Genomic DNA, 13,039 nt, shown 5'->3' with positions numbered 1-13,039 from the left:
AGATGACCGCACTGATGCGGCCGTCACAGATCGAAAAGGAGATCCATATGGACAAGGAACATATCAAGGGCGCCGCCAAGAAGGCCGAAGGCGAGATCAAGGAAACTGCCGGTGAAATGACCGACAACAAGAAGATGCAGGCCGAAGGCAAGATGGACAAGGCCGAAGGCGAAGTCCGCGAGACCGCTGGTGACGTCAAGGATGCCGCGAAGCACTAGGCACGCCGCCCAAACTGAAGAAGCCGCCTCTCACGGGGCGGCTTTTCCTTGCGCGCGGCGCATGTGCACGCCACATAGGAATCCGAGCAGAAGGCGAAGACAATGAGCGAGATCGAGATCAGACGCGAAGACGGCGAGTCCGGCGGGCGGTACGTCACCCTCGTCAACGGTCACGAGGCCGAGATGACGTTTTCAAAGGCGGGCACGCAGCGCATCATCATCGACCATACCGGCGTGCCGAAGGAACTGGGCGGTCTGGGCGTGGGCACGGCGCTGGTGAAGCGTGCGGTCGAGGATGCCCGGCGCGATGGCATCAAGATCATCCCGCTCTGCCCCTTTGCGAAAGCCCAGATCGAGAAACACCCCGAATGGCAGGATGTTCTGGCATGACGACGACAGCGATCACGCATGACGAGAATTTGATGCGCTACAGTCATTTCGAAAACGGGCTCGAGGCCTATCTCACCTATGAGCGTCCGCGCACAGGCCATCGCCACATCACGCACACCATCGTGCCGGGCGCGCTTGGCGGCAAGGGGCTGGGCAAGCGACTCGTCAAGGCCGTCATGGACGACATCATTGCGGCGGGCGAGACCGTATCCTCCTCCTGCTGGTTCGCCACGGCCCTGATCGAGAAAACGCCTGAATGGGCGGCACTTCGTGTATGACGCGGCCCTTCTGGCAGACAAAGACCCTCGACCAGATGACACCGCAAGAGTGGGAATCGCTCTGCGATGGCTGCGGCAAATGCTGTCTGTTGAAACTGGAAGATGAGGATACGGGCGAGATCGCCTACACGCGCCTGCACTGCCGCCTGTTTGACGGGGAGACCTGCCGGTGTGCGGACTATGAGAACCGCAAGAAGATCGTGGAAGACTGCGTGATCCTGACGCCGCAGAAAGTGGAGGAAATCCGCTGGATGCCGCAGACCTGCGCCTATCGCCTCATTCACGAGGGCAGGGACCTGCCCGCCTGGCACCATCTGGTCTGCGGGGACCGCGAACGCATCCATGCCGAAGGCCATTCCATCCGGGGACGCACGGTTTCGGAAGACACCGTGTTCGACGAAGATACCGAAGACTGGATTGTCGACTGGGAGGGCAATGCGCCCTAGACGCCGACGACTTCGCTGCTGGTCGCCTCGGCTTTCAGCCATTTGATGAAATTGCGCACATCCGGCGTCAGGTGACGGCCCTTCGGATAGACGATCCAATAGCCGAAATCGATCAAATGGGAGCCATCCGCAAACGGCGCGACCAGCCGGCCGGAGGCGAGGTCTGCAGCCGCAATGGCGCGCTTGGCCAGTGCCACGCCGCGCCCGGCAGCGGCCGCCTCGATCACCAGGATGGCCTGGTTGAACCGGGGGCCGCGCGTGCCATCGACATCGGTCACATTGCGGGCGCGCAGCCAACTCGCCCAGTCCGGACAGGACGGATCATTCTCATTGCTCTCATCATGGATCAGCGTGTGATGGCGCAAATCGGACGGTTTGCGGATCGCGTCCGGCCCTTCCAGCAGGGCCGGGGAGCACACCGGCAGCACCGTCTCGTCCATCAGCTTTTCCGATTTCAGTCCGTCATAATTGCCCCGGCCATAGCGGATGGCGAAGTCGGCATCGGCGGTCGTGAAATCGGTCAGGCCCATATCTGCGCTGATCCAGGCCTCGACATCTTCATGATCGCGATGGAAGCCGTCGAGACGCGGCGCCAGCCATTTTGCGGCAAAGGAGGGGGCGGATGAGACCATCACCCGGCCTTTCCGCGCCGGGGCCTGCATGATGCGCCCGGCTTCAGAAATTCTCTCGAATGCGTCGCGGACAAGCGGCAGGCTGGCCTGCGCGGCGTCGGTCAGCAGGACAGACCGTCCGGTCCGCTTGAACAGGGGCGTCCCGGCATATTCCTCCAGCTGCCTTATCTGTTGTGAAATGGCGCCGGGCGTGACATTCAACTCCTCGGCAGCCTGTGTGAATGACAGGCGCCGCGCGGCCGCTTCAAAGGCTCTCAGCGCGTTCAAGGGGGGGAGACGGTCTGTTGGGTCGGACATGGATAGTTTCTCTAAAGGATCGCTGTAGGGGTTCATGGTTGCGTCCGCCGCGTCAAGAGCCATTTTGGCTTTTGATCGATCAGCTAACCTAACAGGGGCCCGCCCGCATGCGCCAATTCCCGGCTTTCTTCAACATGGACGATGCCCGTGTCGTCGTGTTCGGTGGCGGCGAAGAGGCCCGCCGCAAGGTGCGGCTGCTGGCGAAGACCAGCGCCCACATCACCGTGATCATCGGCAAGGACATCGATTCCGGCTTCGCCGAGGAGTTTGCCGGCCGCATCACCATTGCCCCGCAATCCGAAGCCGGTCCGGTGCTGGACGTCGCCCGGTTCGCGATCGTGGCCTGCCGCCTCGACGAGAATACGGAGCGCGCGATCACCTGGGCCCGCCAATATGGCGTGCCGCTGAATGTGGTCGACCGGCCGGATTTGTGCGATTTCACCGTGCCGTCCATTCTCGACCGGGGCGAGATCGTGGCTGCCGTCGCATCCGGCGGTGCGGCGCCGGTCCTGGCAAAATCCGTCCGCACGAAACTGGAATCCCTGTTGCCGGCCCGGATCGGCGATCTGGCGGCGCTGGCCGGCCGGATGCGTGATGAGGTCAAGGCCGCGCTGCCCGATTCCGCTGACCGACGCGTTTTCTGGGAAACCGTCTTGAACGGAAAACCGGCCGAACTGGCCTATGCCGGCGAGATTGAAGCGGCCCAGCAGGCCATGCGCGACGCGCTTCACGGGCGGCGCGCACAGGGCGTTGTCCACCTGGTCGGTGCCGGTCCCGGCGATCCGGAACTGCTGACCCTCAAGGCCCTGCGTCTGCTGCAGGAAGCCGACATTGTCTATTTCGACCGACTGGTCAGCGATGACATCCTGTCGCTGATCCGCCGCGACGCAGACCGGGTGCCGGTAGGCAAGAGCAAGGGCAACCATTCGGTGCCTCAGGAAGAAATCCATGAAATGCTGATCCGCTCGGCGCGGGACGGCAAGCGCGTGGTGCGCCTGAAAGGCGGGGACCCGTTCATTTTCGGCCGCGGCGGCGAAGAGATGGAAGCCGTGCTGGCTGCGGGTGTCGAGGCCTTTGTCGTGCCGGGCATCTCGTCCGCGCTCGGTTGCGCGGCGCAGGCCGGTGTGCCGCTTACCCATCGCGATCATGCCCAGAGCCTCACCTTCGTGACAGGTCATGCCAAATCCGGCGGCGTGCCTGATCTCGACTGGGAGTCTCTGGCGCGCCCGAACCAGACCGTCACCGTATTCATGGGGGTCGGCACGGCGCCGGCCATTGCCGACAAGCTGATCGAGGCGGGCCGCGCCCCCGACACGCCCGTGGCCGTGATCGAGAATGGCACCCGCCCCAACGAGATCCAGGTCTTCGGCATGCTGGCCGAACTTCCGGACCTGATCACGGAGAATGAAATCATGGGGCCGGCCCTGCTGATCATCGGCGAGGTGGCCGGCCTCCCATTCGCCAGTGGCGCCATCGGCCTCACCGGCGGTGTCGTCCAGGAGACTTTCGCATGACATCCGTCCGCCCCAAACTGAAACCCGAGACTCCGAAAGCTGTCACCGCCTGGGAAACCGCGACCGGCCAGAATGTCTGGATGACCGCTGACGGAAGCTGGACGAAGGACCCGTCCCGTATCGGAGCCTTCACGGGAGACGAGGCAGAGGCCCGTCTTGCGGAGGCGCAGGCCCAGGAGGGGCAGGTCACCGATCCCTATTTCATGGAAGTCACCGAGACCGGCGCGATCACCGGCCGCGAGACGCTGCGCGAAACCATTCGCGCCTCCGGCCCGACCGTGGCGTATGGGGATGGCGCCTGATGCCGACCCGCGAGATCACGCGCCTGACCCTGTATGGCGATTCCATTTCCGGCAATTGCATGAAGCCGAAATGGACCGCCGACCTGCTGGGCATTCCCTATGACTGGGTTGAAGTGGACATCCTGCAGGGTGGGACGCGTACGGAAGATTTCCTGGCAGTGAATCCGGCCGGGCAGGTGCCTCTGGCGCGCTGGCCTGATGGCCGCGCCTTGCCGCAATCCAACGCCATCATGCTCTATCTGGCCGAAGAGGACGGCAGTGATCTCGTTCCGGCGGATACGTTCACCCGGGCGCAGATGATGAGCTGGTTGTTCTGGGAGCAGTACTCGCATGAGACCGCGATCGCCGTGCGCCGGTTCCACAAGCACTATCTCAAGACCCCGGACGACCAGATCGATCCGCAACTCCTGGCCAAGGGCCGCCGCGCGCTCGGCGTGATGGAGCTGCAATTGACCTATACGGACTGGCTGGTCGGTGACGCGATGACGCTGGCCGACATCGCCCTGGTCGCCTATACGCGCGTCGCCCATGAGGGCGGCTTTGACCTTTCCGAGTTTCCCTCCGTCGAGAGATGGGTCAGCCGCACGGAAGCGGCGCTCGGTATCCCGCACGCAAAAGAGGCTGCGTAATGTACAGATATGACGAGTTTGACGCCCGGATCGTGTCCGAGCGGGTCGCGCAATTCCGTGGACAGGTCGAGCGGCGCCTCGACGGCACATTGCTTGAGGACGAATTCAAGCCTTTGCGGCTGCAGAATGGCGTTTACCTGCAGCTGCATGCCTACATGCTGCGGGTCGCCATTCCCTATGGCCAGCTCAGCGGCCGCCAGCTGCGCCAGCTCGCCATTGTCGCGCGGGATTATGACCGCGGCTATGGTCACTTCACCACCCGCCAGAATATTCAGTTCAACTGGGTCGCGCTGAAGGATATTCCCGATGTGCTGGCCAAGCTGGCCGAGGTCGAGATGCACGCCATCCAGACGTCGGGCAACTGCATCCGCAATGTCACCTCAGACCATTTCGCCGGCGCCACGAAGGATGAATTGATGGATCCGCGCCCCTGGTGCGAGATCATCCGCCAGTGGAGCACCTTCCATCCGGAATTCGCCTTCCTGCCGCGCAAGTTCAAGATCGCCGTCACCGCAGCCGAACATGACCGCGCGGCCATCCGTGTGCACGATATCGGCCTGCACATCCGCAAGCGCGGCGACGTTGTCGGATTTGAAGTGCATGTCGGCGGGGGGCAGGGGCGCACGCCGCATCTGGCCACACTGGTCAACGAGTTCGTGCCGGAAGCCGAACTGCTCGACTATCTCGAAGCCATCATGCGCCTCTACAATCGCTTCGGCCGCCGGGACAACAAGTACAAGGCCCGCATCAAGATCCTTGTCAGCGAGCTGGGCGAAGCGGAATTCCGCCGCCTGGTCGAAGAGGAATATGCGGCCCAGCGCCCGCATGAGAAGATTGACCTGCCGCAGGCCGAGATCGAGCGCATCCATGCCTATTTCGCGCCGCCCGCCCTGGCGCCCAAGGCGCCCACATCGCCGGTCGTGGAGGCGCTGAAGGCCGAGGATCCGGAATTTGCCCGCTGGGCGCGGGTAAACCTGCATCCCCACAAGGTGGACGGATATGCCTCCGTCACGATCAGCCTCAAGCCGGTGGGCGGCCTTGCCGGGGATGCCACCGATGCGCAGATGATGACTGTGGCGCACCTCGCGGAAACCTATGCCCATGACGACATCCGCGTCAGCCATGCCCAGAACCTGGTCCTGCCACATGTGGCGCTGGACGATCTGCCGGATGTCTATCGCGAACTGAAGGCCGCCGGTCTGCACATCGCGAATGAAAGCCTGATCACGGACATGATCGTCTGCCCGGGCCTGGACTATTGCAACCTCGCCAATGCCCGCTCGATTCCGGTGGGGCAGGCCGTGCAACAGGTCTTTGCCGATCCGGATTATCAGGAAGACATTGGCCGCCTGCACATCAATATTTCCGGCTGCATCAATGCCTGCGGCCACCATCATGTCGGCCATATCGGCATTCTCGGCGTCGACAAGAAGGGTGAGGAATTCTATCAGATCACCTTTGGGGGCCGGGCCGACGAGAAGGCGGCAATCGGTGCGATTGCCGGGCCGGGCCTGAAGGCAGACGACGTGCCGGGCGCCCTGAAACGAGTTGTCGACACCTATCGCGACCTGCGCGCCGACAAGAGCGAATTGTTTATCGAGACTCTGGCCCGGCTGGGTCACGATCCCTTCAAGGAGGCGCTGTATGCCGCTGGTTAAGAACGGCACGGAGATCGACAATGTCTGGGCCCATGTGCCGGATGAGGGCGAGCTGTCCCCTGGTGGCTGTATTACAGTTTCGCTGGCGCGCTTCCGCAGCGAGCAGGACCTGCTCCTGGCCCGCAACACCGATATCGGCGTGCGGCTGGAGCCGGGCGATGATCCGCATGAACTGGTGGAACATCTGGACCGTCTCCAGCTGATCGAGATCAGTTTTCCCAAATACACTGACGGGCGCGGATACTCCCAGGCTCAGCTGCTCCGCCGCCGTTTCGGCTATACCGGAGAGTTGCGGGCCGTCGGACACGTCCTGCGGGATCAGATATTCTATATGAACCGTTCAGGCTTTGATGCTTACGAGACCGACCGGGCTGACCTACATGAAGTGCTGAACGCACTGAATGAGTATTCCGAGGTCTACCAGCCCGCAGCGGGTGAACGGACGCCGGTGTACCGAAAGAGACACGAAGGCTGATCCACATGCCCTATGGCGATATTTCCATTCGCAAGGCCGAAGCGCCGGAAGCCCGCCTCGCGCGCTTGAATACCGAGCTGCGCGATGCGTCGGCGCAGACGGTGCTGCGTGTCGCCATGGTGCGGGAATGGCGTGACAGCCTGACCTATGTGTCCAGCTTCGGCGCGGAAAGCGTGGCCATGCTGGCCCTGATCGCCGATGTGAAACCGGACCTGCCGATCATCTTCCTCGAAACCGGCATGCATTTCCCGCAGACGCTGGACTACAAGGACGAGCTGATCGAGAAGCTTGGCCTGACCGGCGTGCGGGACATCCCGCCGAGCGAGACAGAGCGCAAGGTGCTCGACCCGAAGAACAATCTCTGGAAGACCGATCCGGACGCCTGCTGCGCCCTGCGCAAGGTGCGTCCGCTGGAGCCGGCTCTGGAAGGGTTTGATGCCTGGATCACCGGCCGCAAGCGCTTCCATGGCGGGGCCCGGATGAGCCTGCCGGTCTTCGAATTCGCCAGTGGCCGCTACAAGGTCAATCCGCTGGCCAACTGGACGCCGGAAGATGTTGACCTGCTGATCAAGCAGCGCAACCTGCCGCGCCACCCGCTGGTGGCCCAGGGCTATCCGTCCATCGGATGCTGGCCCTGCACCCAGCCATCCGACAATCCGGACGATCCGCGCGCAGGCCGCTGGGCCGGCCAGCAGAAGACCGAATGCGGCCTCCACGTCGAAAAGACGGAACGCCCGCGGGTATTCTAGGCCGTCGCAGCAAACAGGTGCGCCAGCGCAACTGCGCCCGCCGTTGCCACGTTCACACTGTCGAACCCTTCTGACATCGGAATGCGCACCGGCGTACAGGCGGCGATCAGGTCTTCCGGCAGGCCGGGCCCTTCCGCGCCCAGCAGGATGGCGACCTTGTCCGGACGGGGCAGGGAGGTGAGTGGCGCAGCGTCCATGCGGGGCGTCATCGCCCAGACCTCATAGCCGGCCGCCTTCGCCGCGTTCACCATGTCGATGCCTGTCCCGCCATGGGCATAGGGCAGCCAGAGCGTGCTGCCGGACGAGACGCGGATGGCCTTGCGATAGAGCGGTCGCAGCACTGCCCGTCCATCAGCACGGCGCCTGCTCCGAAGGCGGCGGCGTTGCGGAAACATGCGCCGACATTGTCATGGTTCGAGAGGTCGGAGAGGAGAAGGAGGGGGCTGTCCTCCCCCGCAGGCGGGGGAGGACCAAGAAACTCCCTCGGCGCCGGAATCTCCCCCTTCAGTCCGCAGGCCAGCACGCCGCGATGCATCGGGAAACCGGCGACGGCGTCCATCACCGCCTGCGGCGCAACCAGAACCGGCACATCCTCCGGCACCAGATCCAGCAATTCCGCCAGCGGCGCCACCCGGCTTTCAGCCAGGAACACGCTTTCCAGCTTGAATCGCCCCCGCCGCAGCGCGGTCTCCAGCGTCACCTTGCCCTCAATGATGAAGCGCGCGCCATGTCCGGATGTCAGATCCTTCTCGCGGATCGACAGATAAGGCGTCAACCTCGGGTCATCTTTCCGATCAACCTGTATTGTCAGATGCATGGCCGGGTCTCTATCATGACATGTATTGAACGAGATAATTCGAATGGGGTCTCATGACACAGAATGAACACGGCGCAGCCGATTACCAAATTACGCCACCAAAGCGCAAGTCACGTGCGATCTGGTGGATCATCGGCGGCATCGTGCTGGCCGTGGGGCTGCTGGGAACCTGCGTGCGCGGGGGCGTGAAGATGTTCGCGGCGTTGGGGGAGCGTTCGGACGCAAGTCTGGAATTTGCCAAGCGCGTCATGGAGGATGGGCCGCCCCCGATGGGCGACGAGATCTATGCGCAGGATTTTGAGGCCACGCAGCCTCAGATCGACAAGGTTCAGCGGATCATCGAGCATTTCGGTCAGGTGACGGAGTATGGCACGCCGACATGCTCGCTGCGCTCGTCCGCCAATCTGGACAAGTCCCGCTCCGGCACCTTTGCGGATTGTGTCATCGGCATCGAGACCGAGCACTCTCCCGGCAGGATCTCCATCAACTGGAAACGGGACGAGGAAGCCTGGAAAGTGCTCGGATTCCACGTCAATTATCTCGACCAGAGCGTATTGCTCGACAAGGCCGATCAGGCGGACCGACAGTCTGAGGCGACGGACGCAGACCCTGAGTAGACGGCCCTGTCGCAAGGCCGGCGCCCTGCTTCTATGCGCCCGAGGCCGCTTCCGGCCACGACGACACAGCCTGAGCCTCGCCCCCTGCAGGAGCCGGAGAGACGACGTAGCAGGACTGCTACCGGTGTCATGTGCGCCGGAGTTTCTTCCCCAATCACGCGAAAAATTCAATCACGCCTATTGTGATTGCAATCATAAATAGATAGGGAGGTCCCGTCCCAAAACGAATCGCAGGCTGACTCCGGGGGTCCAGATGCGCGACATCAAGAAAACTTTGGCCGTGTTGTGGGAACACCGGTTGGCGCTGATCCTGCTCGCTGTGGGAATCAGCCTGTTGGCGCTATCAGCCGGAGCCGGCATGTACCGGGCGGCCATGGTGCGGGATGTCAGCCATTTGCAGGCCGGACTCAACCGTGAATTGGGTGTGTGGAGCGGCAAGGAAATCGCGCCAGCCACCCTGCAGGGCGCGGATGAGGCTGCCACGCGGCGCCTCGCCAACTGGGCCCTGTCCGGCGGCGCGCTTGTCCCGTCCGCGCCCGCCTGCCGTTATGTGCGCCAGCGCTCCATACTCGGTCCACCGCCCAGGCTCGCCACCTGCTCGGCCGCGCCGGTGCCGGCTGCGCGCAGCGGTATCGCCTGCGAAACCGCGATCACGCTCATGCCGGCCGACACCCTGTCACAGGCAGGCCGGGATGGTCCGGCCTGTCTGGTAACGACCTGGGCCCGGCAGCAGGAGACCTGGTCCATGGTCACGGCCAGCCTGGAATGGGATACGGTATCGGCCCGACCCGACGGGCCGGGGCAGGATCTGGATGCGGCGGCAGGGGGCGGCGAGGTGGTCCGGCGCTAGGCTGCGCCCGCGGCCCCGGCCGGCAGGCCCTGTTCCTTTGCCATCCGCTTCATCGCCTTCTGCAGTTTCTCGAAGGCGCGCACTTCGATCTGGCGGATCCGCTCACGGGAGACATTGTAGACTTCCGACAATTCCTCCAGCGTCTTCGGCTCCTCGGACAGGCGGCGCTCGGTCAGGATATGCCGCTCGCGCTCATTCAAATCTTCCATGGCAGAGGTCAGCAGTTCCATCCGCGCATTGAATTCCTGCTTGTCGGCGAATTCCTCGGCCTGGCCCTGTTCGTCATCGGCCAGCCAGTCCTGCCACTCCATGTCGCCATCGGTGCCCATCGGCACGTTCAGGGAGGCGTCAGAGCCGGACATCCGGCCATTCATGGAATAGACTTCGCTTTCGGTGACGTTCAGCTTTTCCGCGATCAGCTTGGCCTGTTCCGGCTTCAGATCGCCTTCGTCCAGCGCCTGCATTTCGCCTTTCAGTCGGCGCAAATTGAAGAACAGTTTCTTCTGCGCGGCGGTGGTGCCCAGTTTCACCAGGCTCCAGCTGCGCAGGATGTATTCCTGGATCGCGGCCCGGATCCACCACATGGCATAGGTCGCCAGACGGAATCCCTTGTCCGGATCGAATTTCTTGACGGCCTGCATCAGGCCCACATTGCCCTCGGAAATGACTTCCGCCATGGGCAGGCCATAGCCGCGATAGCCCATCGCGATCTTCGCGACGAGACGCAGGTGGGAGGTCACCATCTTTTCTGCGGCTTCGGTATCTTCCTGCTCGCGCCAGCGGCGGGCGAGCATGAATTCCTCATTCTTCTCGAGCATCGGAAATTTGCGGATTTCCGTCAGATAGCGGCTCAGACCCTGTTCCGGGCTGAGAGTCATGCTCGTGCTGGCGCTGATCTTGTTCGCCATGATCTGTCTCCTCCTTTGCTGACCAACCCCGCGATGCGGCGATCGTTCCAGCCTTCAGATGTTGAAAGACGTCTAGCCCCGCTTTGCGGCGGCGTCGCCCCGTACTGTCCGCATGATTGTCATCGCGGATTAACATAAATAAGGAGTCGGCCCCCGCATTTGAAGCCTCCCTGCACATGAAATCCGCGTCATGAGAGGCCGGTAATCCTGCCATTTCCGGCGCTTGAGCCGGCTCTGCTGTCTTCCACCTGAAATTGGGGAACCTGTTGGCCCGTCGCGAGGTTGGTTGGGCGATAACAGTTCAGGACCTCGCCCCCATGGAAACGATCACACGACAAAGGCCCCCCGCGACCCAGACCCCCACAGAGGCGTTCCGCGCCTTCGTGAAATCCGACTCCTTTCCCTGCATCGGGGCGAAGTCGGCCATGGTCCGGGACCAATTGGTGATTGCGGAATTCGGCGACATCGATTCCGCCGCCGGAGACATCAAGTTGCGCCAGGCGCTGGAAGGCTTCATCGACCAGCTCGAATTCGACTCGCCGGTCGTGCAATCCTTCGTGGCGATCTTCTCCGGCCCGGACGGCCTTACCGAAACCGCGTTCGAACGTGCCCTGTGGAACCGGCTCCAGTCGCTGCACAATCTCGATGTCGTCGAGGGCAGGGGATGGGCCGAGAATGCTGCGCGCGATCCGCAGTCGGCCCATTTCTCCATGGGGCTTCTGGGCGAGGCTTTCTTCGTCATCGGCCTTCACCCGAATGCATCCCGACCGGCCCGCCGCTTCCGCTATCCGGCGCTTGTCTTCAATTCCCACGAACAGTTCGAACGCCTGCGTGCCGACGGCCGGTTCGACAAGATGAAGCAGATCATCCGTGAGCGGGACAAGGCGCTGGCCGGGTCCGTCAATCCGATGCTCGCCGATTTCGGTGCCGGATCGGAGGCCGCCCAATATTCCGGCCGCGAGGTCGGCCCGGACTGGAAATGTCCGTTCACCCCACAGGAACCGATCAAATGACCCATCGCATCCCCCCGAAATCCGGCACGGCCTTTATTCTCCGCAAGGGCCAGCGCCTGACCGTGACCGACCCCGAAGGCGAACAGGTCAGCGACATGGTTGCCTACAATCTCGACGACCGGAAGGAAGTGATCTCGTCCGGCCGTTCACTCGACTATGCCGGACGCATGTTTCTCTCCACGGGGGACATTCTCTACTCCAATCGCAGCCGCGACATGCTGAAGATCATCTCGGACGAGGTCGGCCGGCATGATTTCACGCTGACGCCCTGTTCGAAGGACACGTTCCGCAAACTGTACGATCAGGCCGATCCGGAAGGGGGCTGCCAGGAAAACCTCGAGGCGGCCCTGTCAGAATACGGAATCGGGCCGGATGACATCCCGATCGCGTTCAACATCTTCATGCATGTCGCCTCCGATCCCGAGACCGGCGAGATCCAGGTCCTGCCTCCGCTCAGCAAGGCGGGGCAGTCCATCACCTTCGAGGCCTGCATGGACCTGCTGATCGGCATGACCAGTTGCTCGGCCGGCGAGTCGAACAATTTCGCCTACAAGCCCATCGACTACGACATCGCGCCGGAGCCGGCCTGATGGATATTTCGGCAATATTCCATGATGGCTGGAAGGATTATGTCCGCATCGGGCTCGCCGCACCCGTCATCTATCTGACAATCATCGCCTTCATCCGCCTGGCTGGAAAGCGCTCGACCTCCCAGATGAACAATTTCGACTGGGTGGTGACGGTGGCGCTCGGCTCGATTGCGGGCGCCGGGATCACGTCGAACTCCGTCACCGCGCTCGAAGCCCTGTTTGCCATCGGCATCCTGCTCGCCATCCAGTGGGCGCTGACCTGGCTGATGGCGCGCAGCGAGCGGGCCGAACAGGCGGTGAAGTCCAGTCCGCGTCTTCTGGTCTTCAGGGGCGAGTATCTCGATGATGCGATCCTGGCCGAACGGCTTACCCGGTCGGAGGTCCGCTCGGCCCTGCGCGAACAGGGGATCACACAGGTCTCGGATGCCGAGGCTGTGGTGCTGGAAACCGATGCCTCCTTCAGCGTGATCGCGAAGCCGGATGCGGACGTGTCCGCAGACCATCTGGCCGGCGCGATTGTGGGTGTGCCCCGCTCCTGATGAGCCCTTGTTGACTGTGCGTCTCATCATTGGGACAGGTCGAGTGTCACAATAACTTCATGTTTTTTCGGGCTTTACGTCCTGTAATGGCCATTACTGGTTACCAAGTTTTCAGAA

At 62.8% G+C, this 13,039-nt stretch carries 19 protein-coding genes; 15 read left to right on the top strand and 4 right to left on the bottom strand.

Annotation, left to right across the window (positions count from 1 at the left end; all coding sequences use genetic code 11):
* Window positions 1-47: 47 nt before the first annotated feature.
* The 4 genes from HF955_RS03805 to HF955_RS03790 all read left to right on the top strand — a co-directional run bounded on the left by HF955_RS03805 (window position 48) and on the right by HF955_RS03790 (window position 1,332).
* Window positions 48-218, top strand: coding sequence for a CsbD family protein (locus HF955_RS03805; protein ID WP_291078037.1), 171 nt, complete (start codon window positions 48-50; stop codon window positions 216-218).
* 102 nt (window positions 219-320) lie between these two features.
* Window positions 321-608, top strand: a complete 288-nt coding sequence (locus tag HF955_RS03800; protein ID WP_291078035.1) for a GNAT family N-acetyltransferase — start codon at window positions 321-323, stop codon at window positions 606-608.
* On the top strand, window positions 605-886 hold the full coding sequence (locus tag HF955_RS03795; protein ID WP_291078033.1) for an N-acetyltransferase: 282 nt from the start codon (window positions 605-607) through the stop codon (window positions 884-886). Before HF955_RS03800 ends, HF955_RS03795 begins: the two co-directional genes overlap by 4 nt.
* On the top strand, window positions 883-1,332 hold the full coding sequence (locus HF955_RS03790) for a YcgN family cysteine cluster protein (RefSeq protein WP_291078032.1): 450 nt from the start codon (window positions 883-885) through the stop codon (window positions 1,330-1,332). Before HF955_RS03795 ends, HF955_RS03790 begins: the two co-directional genes overlap by 4 nt.
* Here the strand turns inward: HF955_RS03790 and gcvA are convergent.
* Complete coding sequence (gene gcvA, locus HF955_RS03785) at window positions 1,329-2,261, bottom strand: transcriptional regulator GcvA (protein ID WP_027838999.1); 933 nt, start codon at window positions 2,259-2,261, stop codon at window positions 1,329-1,331. The two genes, HF955_RS03790 and gcvA, sit on opposite strands and share 4 nt — an antisense overlap.
* 107 nt (window positions 2,262-2,368) lie before the next feature.
* On the opposite strand from gcvA, the gene cysG reads away from it, so the two are divergent.
* From cysG to HF955_RS03755, 6 genes are read left to right on the top strand one after another with little or no spacing between them, the layout of a single operon-like run.
* Window positions 2,369-3,775: a siroheme synthase CysG gene (gene cysG / locus HF955_RS03780; protein ID WP_291078030.1), complete on the top strand. Its 1,407-nt coding sequence runs from the start codon at window positions 2,369-2,371 to the stop codon at window positions 3,773-3,775.
* The gene (locus HF955_RS03775) at window positions 3,772-4,077 is read left to right on the top strand and encodes a DUF2849 domain-containing protein (protein ID WP_291078028.1); all 306 of its coding nucleotides are present in this window, start codon (window positions 3,772-3,774) and stop codon (window positions 4,075-4,077) included. Before cysG ends, HF955_RS03775 begins: the two co-directional genes overlap by 4 nt.
* Window positions 4,077-4,706 (top strand): glutathione S-transferase family protein, encoded by a 630-nt coding sequence (locus HF955_RS03770; protein WP_291078027.1) that lies wholly within the window; start codon window positions 4,077-4,079, stop codon window positions 4,704-4,706. The genes HF955_RS03775 and HF955_RS03770 overlap by 1 nt, the downstream gene beginning before the upstream one ends.
* Window positions 4,706-6,364, top strand: a complete 1,659-nt coding sequence (locus HF955_RS03765; protein ID WP_291078025.1) for a nitrite/sulfite reductase — start codon at window positions 4,706-4,708, stop codon at window positions 6,362-6,364. Before HF955_RS03770 ends, HF955_RS03765 begins: the two co-directional genes overlap by 1 nt.
* Entirely contained in the window at window positions 6,351-6,839 is a 489-nt protein-coding gene (locus HF955_RS03760) for a DUF934 domain-containing protein (protein ID WP_027838994.1), read from the top strand. The genes HF955_RS03765 and HF955_RS03760 overlap by 14 nt, the downstream gene beginning before the upstream one ends.
* Before the next feature lie 5 nt (window positions 6,840-6,844).
* Complete coding sequence (locus tag HF955_RS03755) at window positions 6,845-7,588, top strand: phosphoadenylyl-sulfate reductase (protein WP_291078023.1); 744 nt, start codon at window positions 6,845-6,847, stop codon at window positions 7,586-7,588.
* Here the strand turns inward: HF955_RS03755 and HF955_RS03750 are convergent.
* Together HF955_RS03750 and HF955_RS03745 are read right to left on the bottom strand one after the other, a co-directional pair.
* Window positions 7,585-7,929 (bottom strand): TrmH family RNA methyltransferase, encoded by a 345-nt coding sequence (locus tag HF955_RS03750; protein ID WP_291078021.1) that lies wholly within the window; start codon window positions 7,927-7,929, stop codon window positions 7,585-7,587. The genes HF955_RS03755 and HF955_RS03750 overlap by 4 nt on opposite strands.
* Window positions 7,833-8,405, bottom strand: coding sequence for a hypothetical protein (locus HF955_RS03745; protein ID WP_291078019.1), 573 nt, complete (start codon window positions 8,403-8,405; stop codon window positions 7,833-7,835). The genes HF955_RS03750 and HF955_RS03745 overlap by 97 nt, the downstream gene beginning before the upstream one ends.
* A 53-nt stretch (window positions 8,406-8,458) precedes the next feature.
* Between HF955_RS03745 and HF955_RS03740 the strand changes: the two genes are divergently transcribed.
* Both HF955_RS03740 and HF955_RS03735 read left to right on the top strand, forming a co-directional pair.
* A complete protein-coding gene (locus HF955_RS03740; RefSeq protein ID WP_291078017.1) occupies window positions 8,459-9,022 on the top strand; it encodes a hypothetical protein in 564 nt (187 codons plus the stop codon).
* A 253-nt stretch (window positions 9,023-9,275) separates the two neighbouring features.
* A complete protein-coding gene (locus tag HF955_RS03735; RefSeq protein ID WP_291078015.1) occupies window positions 9,276-9,872 on the top strand; it encodes a hypothetical protein in 597 nt (198 codons plus the stop codon).
* Here the strand turns inward: HF955_RS03735 and rpoH are convergent.
* Window positions 9,869-10,780: an RNA polymerase sigma factor RpoH gene (gene rpoH, locus HF955_RS03730; protein WP_027838989.1), complete on the bottom strand. Its 912-nt coding sequence runs from the start codon at window positions 10,778-10,780 to the stop codon at window positions 9,869-9,871. The genes HF955_RS03735 and rpoH overlap by 4 nt on opposite strands.
* A gap of 317 nt (window positions 10,781-11,097) precedes the next feature.
* Between rpoH and gntA the strand changes: the two genes are divergently transcribed.
* From gntA to HF955_RS03715, 3 genes are read left to right on the top strand one after another with little or no spacing between them, the layout of a single operon-like run.
* Window positions 11,098-11,793, top strand: coding sequence for a guanitoxin biosynthesis heme-dependent pre-guanitoxin N-hydroxylase GntA (gene gntA / locus HF955_RS03725; protein WP_291078012.1), 696 nt, complete (start codon window positions 11,098-11,100; stop codon window positions 11,791-11,793).
* Window positions 11,790-12,383: an urea carboxylase-associated family protein gene (locus HF955_RS03720; RefSeq protein WP_291078010.1), complete on the top strand. Its 594-nt coding sequence runs from the start codon at window positions 11,790-11,792 to the stop codon at window positions 12,381-12,383. The genes gntA and HF955_RS03720 overlap by 4 nt, the downstream gene beginning before the upstream one ends.
* On the top strand, window positions 12,383-12,922 hold the full coding sequence (locus HF955_RS03715; protein ID WP_291078008.1) for a DUF421 domain-containing protein: 540 nt from the start codon (window positions 12,383-12,385) through the stop codon (window positions 12,920-12,922). The genes HF955_RS03720 and HF955_RS03715 overlap by 1 nt, the downstream gene beginning before the upstream one ends.
* Window positions 12,923-13,039 lie beyond the last annotated feature (117 nt).

The organism is Hyphomonas sp. (genome assembly GCF_017792385.1).
Classification (GTDB): domain Bacteria; phylum Pseudomonadota; class Alphaproteobacteria; order Caulobacterales; family Hyphomonadaceae; genus Hyphomonas.
This window is presented reverse-complemented; position numbering and strand designations above follow the sequence as displayed.

What these genes read in the sequence shown, in the direction of transcription:
- HF955_RS03805 (WP_291078037.1), top strand. Translation starts at nt 48, where the DNA reads ATGGACAAGGAACATATCAAGGGCGCCGCCAAGAAGGCCGAAGGCGAG.
- HF955_RS03800 (WP_291078035.1), top strand. Translation starts at nt 321, where the DNA reads ATGAGCGAGATCGAGATCAGACGCGAAGACGGCGAGTCCGGCGGGCGG.
- HF955_RS03795 (WP_291078033.1), top strand. Translation starts at nt 605, where the DNA reads ATGACGACGACAGCGATCACGCATGACGAGAATTTGATGCGCTACAGT.
- HF955_RS03790 (WP_291078032.1), top strand. Translation starts at nt 883, where the DNA reads ATGACGCGGCCCTTCTGGCAGACAAAGACCCTCGACCAGATGACACCG.
- gcvA (WP_027838999.1), bottom strand. Translation starts at nt 2,261, where the DNA reads ATGTCCGACCCAACAGACCGTCTCCCCCCCTTGAACGCGCTGAGAGCC.
- cysG (WP_291078030.1), top strand. Translation starts at nt 2,369, where the DNA reads ATGCGCCAATTCCCGGCTTTCTTCAACATGGACGATGCCCGTGTCGTC.
- HF955_RS03775 (WP_291078028.1), top strand. Translation starts at nt 3,772, where the DNA reads ATGACATCCGTCCGCCCCAAACTGAAACCCGAGACTCCGAAAGCTGTC.
- HF955_RS03770 (WP_291078027.1), top strand. Translation starts at nt 4,077, where the DNA reads ATGCCGACCCGCGAGATCACGCGCCTGACCCTGTATGGCGATTCCATT.
- HF955_RS03765 (WP_291078025.1), top strand. Translation starts at nt 4,706, where the DNA reads ATGTACAGATATGACGAGTTTGACGCCCGGATCGTGTCCGAGCGGGTC.
- HF955_RS03760 (WP_027838994.1), top strand. Translation starts at nt 6,351, where the DNA reads ATGCCGCTGGTTAAGAACGGCACGGAGATCGACAATGTCTGGGCCCAT.
- HF955_RS03755 (WP_291078023.1), top strand. Translation starts at nt 6,845, where the DNA reads ATGCCCTATGGCGATATTTCCATTCGCAAGGCCGAAGCGCCGGAAGCC.
- HF955_RS03745 (WP_291078019.1), bottom strand. Translation starts at nt 8,405, where the DNA reads ATGCATCTGACAATACAGGTTGATCGGAAAGATGACCCGAGGTTGACG.
- HF955_RS03740 (WP_291078017.1), top strand. Translation starts at nt 8,459, where the DNA reads ATGACACAGAATGAACACGGCGCAGCCGATTACCAAATTACGCCACCA.
- HF955_RS03735 (WP_291078015.1), top strand. Translation starts at nt 9,276, where the DNA reads ATGCGCGACATCAAGAAAACTTTGGCCGTGTTGTGGGAACACCGGTTG.
- rpoH (WP_027838989.1), bottom strand. Translation starts at nt 10,780, where the DNA reads ATGGCGAACAAGATCAGCGCCAGCACGAGCATGACTCTCAGCCCGGAA.
- gntA (WP_291078012.1), top strand. Translation starts at nt 11,098, where the DNA reads ATGGAAACGATCACACGACAAAGGCCCCCCGCGACCCAGACCCCCACA.
- HF955_RS03720 (WP_291078010.1), top strand. Translation starts at nt 11,790, where the DNA reads ATGACCCATCGCATCCCCCCGAAATCCGGCACGGCCTTTATTCTCCGC.
- HF955_RS03715 (WP_291078008.1), top strand. Translation starts at nt 12,383, where the DNA reads ATGGATATTTCGGCAATATTCCATGATGGCTGGAAGGATTATGTCCGC.